11 protein-coding genes are annotated in these 13985 nt (G+C 53.0%); 7 read left to right on the top strand and 4 right to left on the bottom strand.

Annotated features, from left to right (window positions below; translation table 11 throughout):
* Window positions 1-23: 23 nt before the first annotated feature.
* From ettA to KUC_RS11160, 4 genes are all read right to left on the bottom strand, one after another.
* The gene (gene ettA / locus KUC_RS11175; RefSeq protein ID WP_007113309.1) at window positions 24-1685 is read right to left on the bottom strand and encodes an energy-dependent translational throttle protein EttA; all 1662 of its coding nucleotides are present in this window, start codon (window positions 1683-1685) and stop codon (window positions 24-26) included.
* 169 nt (window positions 1686-1854) lie between these two features.
* Window positions 1855-2082 (bottom strand): PA3496 family putative envelope integrity protein, encoded by a 228-nt coding sequence (locus KUC_RS11170; protein ID WP_007113308.1) that lies wholly within the window; start codon window positions 2080-2082, stop codon window positions 1855-1857.
* A 187-nt stretch (window positions 2083-2269) separates the two neighbouring features.
* Window positions 2270-2704, bottom strand: coding sequence for a PAS domain S-box protein (locus tag KUC_RS11165; RefSeq protein WP_040480704.1), 435 nt, complete (start codon window positions 2702-2704; stop codon window positions 2270-2272).
* Between the two features lie 239 nt (window positions 2705-2943).
* A complete protein-coding gene (locus tag KUC_RS11160; protein ID WP_007113306.1) occupies window positions 2944-4257 on the bottom strand; it encodes an MFS transporter in 1314 nt (437 codons plus the stop codon).
* Between the two features lie 107 nt (window positions 4258-4364).
* Between KUC_RS11160 and KUC_RS11155 the strand changes: the two genes are divergently transcribed.
* The 7 genes from KUC_RS11155 to KUC_RS19585 form a co-directional block, all read left to right on the top strand.
* A complete protein-coding gene (locus KUC_RS11155) occupies window positions 4365-4634 on the top strand; it encodes an Rdx family protein (RefSeq protein ID WP_040480703.1) in 270 nt (89 codons plus the stop codon).
* The gene (locus KUC_RS11150; RefSeq protein WP_040480701.1) at window positions 4631-5509 is read left to right on the top strand and encodes a DMT family transporter; all 879 of its coding nucleotides are present in this window, start codon (window positions 4631-4633) and stop codon (window positions 5507-5509) included. The genes KUC_RS11155 and KUC_RS11150 overlap by 4 nt, the downstream gene beginning before the upstream one ends.
* Before the next feature lie 251 nt (window positions 5510-5760).
* Entirely contained in the window at window positions 5761-7344 is a 1584-nt protein-coding gene (locus tag KUC_RS11145; RefSeq protein WP_007113303.1) for a TolC family outer membrane protein, read from the top strand.
* 124 nt (window positions 7345-7468) lie between these two features.
* Entirely contained in the window at window positions 7469-9646 is a 2178-nt protein-coding gene (locus tag KUC_RS11140; protein WP_007113302.1) for a type I secretion system permease/ATPase, read from the top strand.
* Window positions 9646-11076, top strand: coding sequence for an HlyD family type I secretion periplasmic adaptor subunit (locus KUC_RS11135; RefSeq protein ID WP_007113301.1), 1431 nt, complete (start codon window positions 9646-9648; stop codon window positions 11074-11076). Before KUC_RS11140 ends, KUC_RS11135 begins: the two co-directional genes overlap by 1 nt.
* Window positions 11076-11702, top strand: a complete 627-nt coding sequence (locus tag KUC_RS11130) for a response regulator transcription factor (protein ID WP_007113300.1) — start codon at window positions 11076-11078, stop codon at window positions 11700-11702. Before KUC_RS11135 ends, KUC_RS11130 begins: the two co-directional genes overlap by 1 nt.
* A gap of 244 nt (window positions 11703-11946) precedes the next feature.
* Window positions 11947-13985: retention module-containing protein (locus KUC_RS19585; RefSeq protein ID WP_040480699.1), on the top strand; the 2039-nt coding region annotated here is incomplete at its 3' end.

The raw sequence follows: 13985 nt of genomic DNA, 5'->3' as shown, positions 1-13985 counted from the left end.
AACAGTTAACTTGATGCCAATAATCAGGCATCAATGCGCTTATATTTCATGCGCTTGGGTGTATCGTTGCCCACCCGCTTTCTATGATCTGCTTCGTACTCTGCGTAGTTGCCTTCAAATAAGACCACTTCAGAGTCACCCTCGAAGGCCATAATGTGCGTGGCGATACGGTCAAGGAACCAACGATCGTGGGAGATCACCATGGCGCAGCCTGGGAAGGCCAGAAGCGCGTCTTCAAGTGCCCGCAGGGTTTCGATATCCAGGTCGTTAGAGGGCTCATCGAGCAGCAGCACGTTAGCGCCTTGCTTGAGCGTTTGGGCAAGCTGTAAGCGACCGCGTTCACCACCGGAAAGCTCCGACAAACGCTTCTGCTGGTCGTTACCTTTAAAGTTAAAGCGACCCACATAGGCACGCGAGGAGACTTCGTAGCCGTTTATATTGAGGATGTCCTGACCATCTGAAACGGCTTCCCACACGCTCTGCTTATCGTCCAAGCCATCGCGTAGCTGTTCGACGTAAGCGATATCGACCGTTTCACCAACGACAACTTCGCCCTCGTCCGGCTGCTCTTTACCAGTGATCAGTTTGAAGAGCGTCGATTTACCCGCACCGTTACCACCGACGATGCCGACAATCGCACCCTGGGGAATGGTGAACGAGAGGTTCTGGTAGAGCAGCTTGTCATCGAAGCGCTTGGCCACATCACGAAACTCAATGACGTTATCACCTAGGCGTGGGCCAGGCGGAATGTAAATCTCATTGGTTTCATTACGTTTTTGGAAATCGCCTGACTGCATCTCTTCAAAGCGGTTAAGCCGCGCTTTGCTTTTGGCTTGGCGGCCTTTGGCGTTACTGCGCACCCACTCAAGCTCTTGCTTGATGGCTTTCTGACGCGAGGCTTCCTGCTTGGCTTCTTGATTCAGACGCTGATCTTTCTGCTCCAACCACTGGGAGTAGTTACCTTCAAACGGGATACCCTGGCCACGGTCAAGCTCGAGAATCCAACCCGCCACGTTATCCAGGAAGTAGCGGTCGTGGGTGATCGCCACGACTGTACCGTTGTAGTCGTGTAGGAAGCGCTCAAGCCAAGCCACCGACTCTGCGTCAAGGTGGTTGGTAGGCTCATCAAGCAGCAGCATATCTGGGCTGGAGAGCAGTAAGCGGCAGAGTGCTACGCGGCGGCGCTCACCACCCGATAGATTACCCACTTTGGCATCCCAGGGGGGCAGACGCAGCGCTTCGGCAGCAACGTCGAGCTTACGCTCCAGGTTGTGAGCATCCGCGGCTTCGATAATGTTTTCAAGCCGTGCCTGCTCGCTGGCCAGCGCATCAAAGTCTGCGTCGGGCTCTGCGTAGGCCGCATACACCCCATCCAGCTTCTCCTGCGCATCTTTGATCGCCCCCAGCGCTTCTTCGACGGTATCGCGGACGTTTTTCTCGTCGTCTAGCTGCGGCTCCTGGGGGAGATAGCCAACATTGATGCCAGGCATCGGACGAGCTTCACCTTCAAACTCTTTATCGACACCGGCCATAATGCGCAGCAGTGTGGATTTACCCGAACCGTTTAGGCCCAGCACGCCGATTTTGGCGCCAGGGAAAAACGAGAGCGAAATATCCTTGAGAATTTGCTTTTTGGGCGGCACTACTTTGCCAACCCGGTTCATGGTGAAAACGTATTGCGCCATGGAGATCCGTTAAGTTGTTGAAAAGAAGAAAGCGACAGCAGTAGGCTGCTGGCTCTTATTGCTGGCTAGAGAGTGATGATAGTGGTCTGCACCAGGAAAGGCTAGGCTACTTGAGGTGTTTGGCTAGCCAAGCCTACTCATTTGCTGAGAAGGCCGAGCCGCCCAAGTATTACTCTTCTTCGTCCCAGTCATCTTCAATGGCGCGCTGAAGGCGGCGCTCTTCCAACCACGCTTCGACTTGGCGACGCGCGCGTAAACTGTCAGCCTTGCTCGGTTTGCTCTTACCGTAGTGGTCGTCATTGACGGCGTCTAAGCTTTCGAACTCATCCGAGTCGAGTGTTTCGTTGCCTAAGGTTTCATGACTTAGGGTCTCACGACTTAGGGGATCACGGCTCATGTGATGTCCTCCAACCCAGCCGGCGTGCCGGCGTAACAACGGCTTCACGCGAGTACATGTGCGGTTCATCAAACACATGCCAAATGCAAAGTGAAGCGCCTAGCGCAATTCAAGCGCCTTGCCGCTGTATAACGCCAGTTGGGATGAAGTTCAAGCTTTATAGTTTTTTTTACGAGAAAGTTAATGATTAGCCGTTTTCGCGCTGCTTTTGTAACTCCGTAAGCGCAAGCTGCGCCTCTACACGTTCCGTCACATCTTTTTGCACGCCAATGTAATACATCAGCTTATCTGCTTCGTCGTAGACCGGCGTGATAGACAGCTCATTCCAAAACATAGTGCCGTCTTTGCGATAATTACGCAGTACCTCCCGGGAGGGGTGACCATCTTTCAGCGCATCCCGAATAACGGCTAGCGCGTCCTGGTCGCGGTCTTCGTTCTGCAAGAAACGGCAGTCGCGATACAAAATTTCATCCGCACTGTAGCCCGTCAAGCGTTCAAAGCCTTTGTTGACGTAGATGAGGATATTTTCATCCCCCTCCTGCTCCGCAACGACTATGCCGTCTTCTGATGCGTCAACAATACGCTCAAGTAGTTCCGGGCTGATCAAAGGCGATCGTTTCATTAAGTGGTTCCTGTTGCAGCTCCAAGTCCTTTCCATGGTTCACAGCCGTTTCTTTAACTGTGAGCCGGCGGAATGCCCAATTACTTATTATAGGCAGCATAGCAAATGCGCTAGCGCATCACTGCTATCCGCTTCTATGATGGCGAGCGTTGCCACGCATTGCAATCTTGAACGCTCTCCAAACGTTGGCTGGTCTCTCAAAAGCAACCTTGATCTTCATCGTGTTTGCCAATGGGGTGTCACTCGACCTCGGGTAATTGATGCGCGCTTAGTATAGCGCCGCCGGCGGTAGCCGCCATGGTGAGTAGCAATACGCCGCTACCAAACCATTGTGCAAAGGCGCCAATAAGACCACCTACGAACAGCATTAATACGCCGGTTAAGGTATTGGAAAGGGCAACGTAAAGTGCACGATTATCTTGGCTGGCCATATCGACGAGATAGGTTTTACGTCCTAAGCGTACGCCGTGGTGAACAATGACAAGTAACGCGTAAACCGCCGCATAGGGCCATATGCTGTGAGTCCACCCGCCAGGCAACCAAGCTAAGCTGGCGCCCAGTACACAGCAAATAGCGGTACCCATTGCCGCATCGCGCATCACCCCACGGCTCGACTGATCCGCGCGTTTGCCCCAGATTGGGCTCGCTATCATTGCGGCAAGCCCCGATACCACAATTAGTATGCCCAGACCCCCTAAATCGGTGCCGCTTTGGTTCTGCCCCAGCAGGGCGATGTAGGGAAGAGCAAGCGCACTTGATAGCAGGAGTGCCCGAGCAACATTGAAGTGTAAAAAAGTACGGTCCTCTTTAAGCAGTGACAGGCCCAGTTTAATACTGTCCCAGCCGTTTTCACCGCCTTCAACCGCACCGGGTGCTTCCTGAATACGCGCGGCGGCGATGGCATTAATTAGCCAGCCGCTAGCTGCAATGGCCAGCAATATCGCCACCACTAAATTGCCGGGGCGGTTCTCGAACAGCATTAACACAGCCCCTGCTACTAGCGTGGCAGCGCCGGCAATGCTTCCGCTCCAGCCCATTAACGTGCCGCGACGTCGCTTGGCAATGGTTTTGCCCAGCACATCTTTTGTGGCAATTGAGGATAAACCGCGTGCCAACGAGAGCAGAATTAGCGCTGCGAGCACTAACGCACCGCCAAATGTGCCTGAAGCGAATAATGCCAGTAAGGCAAGTGCTAAGGCAGCGAATGCTTGGGTCAACGCGCCGGCGACCCACACCCACTTTCGCTTAGCCTTTAAACGGATAAACCCAGCCACGAAAATTTGTGGCAACAGGGCGCCTGACTCTCGGATGGGTACCAGTAAGCCGAGCATCCAGACGGGAGCGCCAATAATGCCCATCAGCCAGGGTAAAACTAAACGCGCGCTCGACAGCTCGTCAGCTAACTTATTACCTAAAGAGGCCCATACGTGCAGGAAAAAATTGCGCGGTTGCTCGTCGCAGGCGCTGTCAGGTATGTCGTCACACATGCGGCTGTCGTCATCGCCCGTTAGCCACTCATACAGGCGAGTTTGCGAAACGTTGTTTTCGGACATCGGGATTCCTTCTTAATCGAACTATCTCAAGCGACCTATCTCAAGCCATCTCAAAATGACAGAATATTTGTTTAGGATGCCATATTAACTTGCCTGGGAGATCAGGGATGTCACGTATTCAAATCCGTTATTGCACACAATGCCAATGGCTGCTGCGAAGTGGTTGGTACGCACAGGAATTGCTCTCAACCTTTGGCGAAGATTTAAGTGAGGTATCGTTAGCACCATCTCATGGCGGCACGTTCGAGATCTGGTGTGATGATGTGCTGTTATGGGAGCGCAAGCGCGATGGTGGTTTTCCGGATATCAAGCTTCTCAAGCAGCGTGTACGCGACCAGTTAGAGCCGGGGCGAGATTTAGGGCATATCGACCGATGAATCAGGATCGGCAAGCGATCCTGTTTGGGTTAGGGGCCGTTGCATTATGGTCGACGGTGGCAACTGCATTTAAGGTGGCCCTCGCATGGATGAGCCCTCTAGAGCTGATGTGGCTCGCAGCATTTGTTTCCTGGGCGCTGATGGGGGCGCTGGTCATCAAGCAGGGAAATATCACCACAGCGTTACGCACCGGTTGGAAAACAGCTGCGTGGGCAGGATTGATGAACCCAGTGGCCTACTATTTAGTGCTTTTCGCTGCCTATGATCGCCTACCTGGGCAAGAAGCGATGGCATTGAATTACACCTGGGCCTTAGCGATGGCGTTTTTGGCTGTTCCTCTGCTCGGGCAGCGCTTGACGCATATGGATATCGTTGCTGGGCTGGTCGCCTACGCAGGCGTTTGGGTGATAGCAACTCGAGGCGCGGTTTTTAATGTCGCTTTCGCCGACCCGCTAGGGGTCGTGCTTGCACTCGCTTCAACGCTGCTCTGGGCGCTTTATTGGCTGCTCAATGCGCGGGATACTCGACAGCCCCTCGTTGGCCAATGGCAAAATTTTAGCGTAGGTCTACCTGTATTGACCCTATTGTTATTGATTGGTCCCGGTTTTCAATGGCACGGCTTGCCCGCTTTTGGAGCGGGCGTTTATGTGGGGCTATTTGAGATGGGGGTCGCGTTCATTCTGTGGCAGTTGGCTGTGCATAAGGTGTCGCGCACGGCCAAAGTCTCCAATCTGATTTTTCTCTCCCCCCCCGTGTCACTATTGCTACTTTTCTTGGTGGTGGGAGAGCCCATATTACCTTCGACCCTAGTGGGCTTGGTGCTCATTCTGTTGGGATTGGGCCTTCAGCAGTTGCCGAGTGACGCCAAACAATAGTCAGCCATAATGTGTTTTTTTGAGGTTGTATTGTAAATATTTGTGAGTTTTGGTCTTATAGCTTATCATCAACGCTAATACGATTTAGTTAAGAACACTCATGTACTGGTTCTTTGTTAACAAACATAGATCAGATTTGAGTTTCAGGCGATGTGAAACGGGTAAGCAGCCAGTGGTGCCGATATGCTGTTGTTGCAAGTGAAAGGCTACTTGCTCTAAAACAGAGAAATACTCATAAGGGATCTATCAGCATGAAAGACAACGTTACAATCCAACTCAAACCTCTCTATTTACAGCGCTTTATTCGACCTTTATCGGTTACGGCACTTGCCTTTATGCCGCTTTCGGCCCTGGCGCAATCGCTACCAGCCACCCTTTATGCACCTGGTAGCACCGACCTGCCGAGCACTATTCAACAAACTATTATTAGTAATCCGCAGGTTAACGCCGCATGGGCAAACTTTAGTGCCGCTGGGAGCGATGTCAGGGTCGCCAAGGGTAACTATTTGCCTACGATTGATATCTCAGCAGGTGTGGGGCGGCAAGATCAGCAAAATGATGGGCGCGGAAGCTACAGCAGTGACTTTGCTGAACTTACGCTCACCCAAATGGTGTTTGATGGTTTTGCCACCCGTAGTGAAGTAGAGCGTTTGGATCGCACTCGGTTGATCGCCTATTTTGAGCTGCTGGGTGCAAGTGAAGAGGTGACGCTTGAAGCTTTTCGAACCTATCTTGACGTGCTTCGCTACCGTGAGATGGTGCGTTTAGCTCAAGACAACTATCGCGAACATCAACGGGTGTTCGCGCAAATTGAAGAGCGTGCGCTTTCCGGGGCAGGGCGCGGAGTTGATCTAGAACAAATTAGCGGTCGCTTGGCATTGGCCGAAGCTAATATAATGACAGAGGCCTCTAACCTGCACGATGTAACGTCCCGCTATCAGCGTATCGTAGGCGAGTTGCCCCCCCAGAATATGTCGCCAGCACCTAGCTTAGCCGATGAGCTACCTACAGACGTTAGCCAGGCTGTTGAAATGGCATTCAACGGGAATCCAGATTTTCACGCTGCCATTGAAAATATTGCCGTACAACGATCGGAACAAGGCGCTGCCAAGGCTGCCTTTATGCCCCGTCTGGATATACAGGGGCGTACGGGAACCAATAATCAAGACGACTCGATTGCTGGTCGTAGCGATGAGCATAGTATTCAGTTGGTCGCCAGTATGAACCTCTATCGCGGTGGCGCTGATAGCGCCGCTTTTGATGCGGCGACTACGCGTATTGAGCAAGCCGTCAATCAGCGCGAAACAGCTTGTACAAACGTCCGGCAAACCACTCAAATTGCTTACAACGATACCCAGCGCTTGGGTGAGCAATTGAGTTACTTGAATGAACACCGCCAATCAATTAACCGGGTTCGTGGAGCCTACCAACAGCAATTTGATATTGGCCAGCGTACCTTGTTGGACGTACTTGACAGTGAAAACGAGTACTTTGAGGCCAGCCGCGCCTACTCAAATGCAGAGTTTGACCTAACCTTGGCTCAAGCTCGCACGTTAGCAGCCATGGGTCAGTTAATGAGTACTCTTGAGGTTGTGCGCGAGGATATCCCAAGCCTTGACGAGCTTGGCTATGACGATATAACCCTTAGTGCTGAAATGGCCTGTGGGGCGGAAGGGCCACGTGGCTTTACTCTAGATGATTTTACACGCGGAATATCTTCATTGCCCGCTCACGCCGATATGCCAGCTTCGTCTTATGCCGCCAATGAGCAGCCAGTCGATACTTCCCAATATCTGCAAATGGGCAGTGTGGATGCGTTGGACACTAAGGGCTAACCTGTTTTAATAGGTTTCTGTACAGAAAAAGAGTTATTCGTCGTTTGGCGGCGAAGGGTTAGCGGCTTTCGTTAATCATTGGGGAAATAGATGCCTAAATAGGCATTAGGGGGATGAGGTCTCTGTGACACAAACCAAGCTGGAAAGGCCGGCCGTTGAAGCTACTAGCGAGCAGCCACTAGGCGATGAGTTACTCGAATGTTTGAAAGCGGTTGCCTCATTTCATCAGCATGAGGTTTCATCAGAGGCTCTTAGAGCTGGCTTGCCCCTTGAGCAGGGTAAGTTAACGCCTTCCGTATTTGGCAGGGCCGCTTCCCGTGCTGGGCTGACTGCGCGCATTGTTAAAAGCAAGTTGTCGGCGCTTAACCCGGCGCTATTTCCCGCTATTCTATTGCTGGAGCCAGGGCGTGCTTGTGTGCTGTTAGGGATTGACCTCAAGCAGCAAAAAGTGAACGTCATTTTTCCAGAGCTATCTGAATCGAACGTTGAACTACCCCTTGAAGAACTGTATGCGGGCTATAGCGGCGAAGCTATTTACATCCGTCCTAAGTTTCTTGCGGATAACGCGTCTGAGCCAGGGGTCAAGAAACGCCGCGATCAGCACTGGTTCTGGGGAGTCATTCGCGAGAACAGGCCCCTATACCGTGATATCGTGCTCGGATCGGTGGCCATTAACGTGTTTGCCATCGCCATGCCGCTGTTTGTGCTTAACGTCTATGACCGGGTAGTGCCCAACCAGGCAACGGAAACGCTATGGGTGCTCGCGATAGGCATCTTTATCGTGCTGTGTTTTGATCTGGTGCTCAGGCTGATGCGCAGCAGCTTTGTCGACTTAGCCGCCAGTCGGGCGGACGTGAAGCTCTCCTCCGCTATTATGGCCAAAGCATTGGGCCTGCGTTTAGAAGAGCGCCCTGCATCAACCGGGTCGTTTACCTCAACGCTCCAGTCTTTTGAGTCGGTACGCGCGTTTATTGGTTCTGCGACCATTCTGGGTATTGTCGATTTGCCCTTTGTGCTGATGTTTGCGGCGATTATCGCGCTAATTAATCCCTGGTTAGTGCTGCCGGTGTTGGTTGGCATTGTAGTTGTGTTGCTCTACGCACTGGCTGCTCAGGGCAAGCTTCATGAGCTTTCTCAAACGACCTGGGAGGTCGGCGCACAGCGCAACTCACTGTTGGTGGAATCGATTTCCCAATTAGAAAATGTTAAGGCGCTTCGAGCTGAGAGTCGCATTCAGCGCCACTGGGAGAAGTCGTCGGCCTTTCTTTCCCGTACCGGCGCGCAGCTAAAGATGGTCAGCACCTCGGTTTCCAATGTGGCCCAGTGGGCGCAGCACAGCGTAGCGGTGTGCGTGATTATCGTGGGTGTTTATCAAATCATCGAAGGCAACCTCACCCAGGGTGGGTTGATTGCCGCTTATATGCTTTCTTCTCGTGCGATGGCGCCGATCAGCCAGGCGGCGGCGTTGCTGGCGCAATATCATCAGTCCTCAACGGCGCTTGAGTCACTAAATGCGGTAATGGATAAGAAAGTTGAGCGCCATGAAGGCAAGGCTTATGTAGAAAAGCCCAGCTTCGCTGGCAATATACGCCTTGAGAAAGTCACGCTTCGTTACCCTAATGAAGAGCGTGAAGCGCTTAAAGACGTATCGGTGACAATTAAAGCAGGTGAGAAAGTTGCCCTGCTAGGCCGCATTGGTTGTGGTAAATCTTCATTAAACAAATTGGTGCTAGGTTTTTATCAGCCAACATCGGGTGCGGTGCTGGTGGATAACGTGGATATTCGCCAGTTAGACCCACTGCAGCTGCGGCGCCATATTGGCTATGTTCCCCAAGACGTTAGCCTGTTTTCAGGCTCGCTGCGGGACAATATTGTGTCAGGGGGTGGCAGCGATCGCGTTGATGATGAAGCGTTACTTAGAGCGATTGAATTGGCTGGTTTAGAGTCGCTCGTCAATAGCCACCCACATGGCGTGGATTTGCAAGTAGGTGAACGCGGTCAAGCGCTTTCTGGTGGCCAAAAACAGTCCGTCGCTATCGCCCGTGCGCTGGTGCAGGATCCGCCTATCCTATTGTTGGATGAGCCCACAAGCTCTATGGATAACGCCAGCGAAGAGGCGTTTAAAGCCAATCTGAAAAACGTGGCCGCTGGAAAAACCGTTCTAGTGGTCACGCACCGCACGTCGCTACTTTCGCTGGTCGATCGAATTATTGTCATGGACGCCGGAAAAGTCGTGGCGGATGGCCCGCGGGATACTGTGGTTGAGGCATTACGTAAAGGCCAAATCGGGAGGGCATCGTAATGACGCGTAAACCCTCTTCCACGACCGAACAAAAAGGCTTTGACGCCATTGGCCGTTTCTCGGAAAAAGGTCAAAAACCGTTTCGTCCTTTTATGGATCGGCTGTTTGCCAAGCGTGTGACCTCTGCCCATCTAAGCCGCGATTGGGCAAGCGATACCGACTGGGCACGTATGCAGCAAGAACCCATTCGCGCACGGTTATTCCTCTATACTGTCCTGCTGACCATCGTTGCGCTTTTAGTGTGGGCGTATTTCGCTTCTATCGATGAAGTAACGCGTGGGGCGGGGCGTGTGATCCCCGCAAGCCAGCTACAGCGTATACAGTCTTTTGACGGCGGTGTTGTTGAGCAGATCTTTATTCGCGAAGGACAGGTCGTCGAGGCAGGTCAAGTGCTTATGCAGATCGACCCAACGCGCTTTGTCTCTGATTTTCGTGAGAACCGTGCTCAGCGCTATGCGCTTCAAGCGCGTGCTGAAAGGCTGCGTGCGCTAGCCACGGCCACCCCGTTTGAGCCTTCCGAAGAGCTGCGCCAAGAAGTACCTGACATTGTGATGCAAGAGCGCGAGGTTTATGAGAGCCGCCGAGAGGAGCTGCGCGAGCAAGAAAACGTTCTTAATGACCGAATTCGTCAACGTCGGGAAGAGCTACGAGAAGCACAGGCCCGCCGTGATACCGCCCAACGTGAAGTCAATATGGCCAGTCAGGAACTTAACTTGACGCGCCCACTGTTGGCTTCGGGTGCTGTTTCCGAAGTGGAAGTACTGCGTTTACAGCGTGATGTATCCGGAGCAACCGGCGAACGTAACCAAGCGGATGCCGCTGTTTCACGTCTAGAGGCCGGGGTAGAAGAAGCCGAGGGGCAGCTGCTGGAGCTAGGTGCCGAGCGTAGGAGTGAGTGGCGAAACGACCTCGCACAAACGCTGGGAGATTTAAACGCCCTTCAGCAATCGGGAACCGGGTTGCAGGATCGCGTTAGCATGACTGAAATTCGTTCACCTGTGGATGGCATTGTTCAGCGAATTAATATCAACACCATTGGTGGTGTCGCTCAGCCGGGCCAAGAAATAGTGGAAATAGTTCCTACTGATGACCAACTGCTGGTTGAGGCGCGCATAGCGCCGCAAGATATCGCCTTTTTGCATCCAGGGCAGTCTGCCACCATTAAGCTCACAGCCTATGATTACGCCATTTATGGGGGGCTGCAGGCTGAGCTTGAGCATATTAGTGCCGACACCATTACTGATGATGACGGCAATACTTTCTACCAAGTGCGGGTGCGCAGTTTAGAGAACGAAAATGTCGCCGATAGACTACAAGTAATTCCGGGTATGACGGCGCAGGTGGACATAGTGACGGGCAAGCGCACAGTGATGCAGTTCATGCTGAAACCTGTCTTAAGAGCGTGGCGTGATTCCATGGGGGAGCGTTGATGAAGCACTGGTTTATCACCACCGACGGCAGTTTAAAAACGCGTTGGCAAAAAGCATTTGAAAATGTTGGTTCATCGACCCCTGAAGTGGTTCTCCAGTCGGCTCAACCTAATGATCTGGTGTGGCTCTCCACCACGGTTGAAAGTTGGCCGCAGTTAGTTCCTTTAATTGTTGCTGAAGGTGCCATTGCCGTGGTGCTCAGTTATGTGCCGAATGACCGGGAAGCGCTTAAGGCGTTTGATCTGGGCGCTCGGGGTTATGTGCATACGCTAGCTGCGCCAGAGGTGCTTAAGCAGGTGGCATTAGTGGTGAGCAACCATGGCGTATGGGTAGGCCAAGAGCTGTTAGCAAAGGTGTTGGGTGGCTCGTTTAAGACGCTACAACAGCGTCATCAAGGCGGTGCATTTCAGCATAGTGAATATCTTGATCTGCTAACTGAGCGCGAGCGGGGAGTGGCACTCGCGGTTGCCCGTGGTGCTACCAATAAAGAGGTGGCGAGGCAGCTCGATATTACCGAGCGCACCGTAAAGGCACATTTGAGCGCTATTTTTAAAAAGCTTGCTGTTCGGGATCGCTTACAGCTTATTCTGAAAATAGCGCCGCTTGCTGAACAGTTAAGCTCCTAGCAAAGCCAGCCTTGAATGTTGAGTAGTTGTTGCAGGGATATATTCACCAATAGTGACATTACTTATGAGATGTTGTTGCGTTACAAAATGAGGCCTAAATGGCCTCATTTTTTTGGCCATCGGTACAATACTTTTTAATTGCCTACTCCACTAGGATGAATTCATATGCCGCTAATCTCACTAGTGCTTATGTGCTAGATAAGTGGCACCAAACAATGATCGAGCAATGATCCAGGAGTGACACATGGCAACGGCAACGGTAATCGCTATTACAGGGCAAGCATGGGCACGTGACGAAGCGGGTAATCTACGTGAACTGAGCATTGGCGATACGCTTCAAGAAGGCGAAACGCTAATTACCTCCGATAATGGACGCGTTGAGCTAGATTTTGCTGACGGCACAGGCGCCAATGTAGTTGAAGGTGGCCAAGAGGTGGCCGTTACAGCCGACCTGGTTAGCGATCTTATCGTTACGACTGAAGATGCCAGCGTTCAAGACGACGATCTTGAAGCACTACTCGCCGCCCTAGACGACGAAGATGGTGATTTACTTGACCTGCTTGACGCAACTGCAGCCGGTGGTGGAGCCGGTGGCGGTGGCGGAGGTAGCGATTTTGTACGCGTAGCCCGTATCGCCGAAGAAACAGACTCGCTTAGTTTCAACACTGAAGGCGGCCTAGAAGGCGCTGAGTTTTTTGAGTTTGACGGTGCTCCCGATGCTGCAGCTGCAACTGAAGATGAAGCGGCACTTGAGCCGGCGCCAGAGCCGGGTCCGGGATTGTCTGGCACCATCACACTTAGCGTTCCGCAGCAGGTCATCGAAGGGCAACCCATTACAGTAACGGCGAGCGTCAACAACGCCCCGCAAGGCAGTCCGCTGGTGATCACCCTCAGCAACGGCCAACAGATCACCATCGCCGTGGGTGAAACCACGGGTAGCGTAACCTTCGATAGCCGCCCAGACGATGTTTACCTTCAAGGTGACGACGCTCAATCGTTAACTATTTCTGATGCTACTGGTGGTGGTTACGACACTCTCGATACCACAGCTACCGATACTGTAAATGTGGTGGATGATAACGATACTACGACTATAACGCTGAGTGGCCCTGAACAGGTCACCGAAGGTGATTCAATAACTATCACTGCTAGCGTTGATAATGCTCCAATTACCGATCTCATTATTACCCTAAGTAATGGCGAACAAATCACTATTGCTGCTGGTGCCACCAGTGGAGAGATCACTTTTACTTCTCGTGATGATGAGGAGTTCCAGCAAGGTAATACGCCTGTCGCGGTGAGCATCAGTGAGACTGAGGGCGGTAACTATGAGGATCTCAATACCGAGAGTACCGCCACGGTCAATGTGGTAGATGATAGTGACACCGTTAATGCAACGCTAACCTCTACACTAGCAGCAGGAAGTAACGAAGACGGTGCTACGGTGGTCTACACCATCACGCTGGGTACCGCTCCGACAACGGCTGAGACTTTCACCTTCGATGTTAATGGTGAGCAGCAAACTATTACGGTAGAGGCAGGTGCCACCAGTGGTACCACCGAGTTCACGTTCAGTGATCCAGATGTATTCGTTGATAGTGACACTATTGGTGCACCGTCCAATCTCGAAGGTAGTAACAACAGTGGTTACGAAGATCTTAATCTGGTCAATAATGCCACTTCGCATGAAGTAGTCGACACCATCGACACCGTGACCGCCACGCTGAGCGCGAACACCGACAGCGTCGCCGAAGGCGGCACCGTCACCTACACCGTCACCCTGACCGGCCCGGACGGCGCCGACCTCACGGGCCACAACGGTCTCGAGTTCCGTCTCGCCGACGGCTCCACGGTGGCCATCGCCGCCGGTGCCGTGAGCGGCAGCACCACCGTGACCGCCGCCGACGACGCCTTTGTTGGTGGCCAGGACACCCTGGTCAACAGCATCGACGCCGTGCTCAACGACAGCGACAGCGAGTTCGAAGACCTCGCCACCGCCGGTGAGACCCGCGTGGCCGTCACCGACGAACCCGGCACCCCCGGCAATCCCGGTGAGCCCAACGACGGTGACGCGATCACCGTCAGCATCGAGGCGACCTCGGCGCAGTTCACCGAAGCCGAAGAACAGACCTTCACGGTCAGCCTAAGCGAAGCCGTGGATCGCGACGTCACCGTCACGCTCGACGGCGGCAACACCGTCACCATCGTGGCCGGTGCAACCGACACCACCTACACCCGTGCGCCGCAAGGCGACGACGTGTTCAACGACGGCGAGACCGTCGA

The organism is Vreelandella boliviensis LC1 (genome assembly GCF_000236035.1).
Taxonomy (GTDB): Bacteria; Pseudomonadota; Gammaproteobacteria; order Pseudomonadales; family Halomonadaceae; genus Vreelandella; species Vreelandella boliviensis.
The sequence above is the reverse complement of the archived record's forward strand: the minus strand, read 5'-3'. Positions and strand labels throughout refer to the sequence as shown.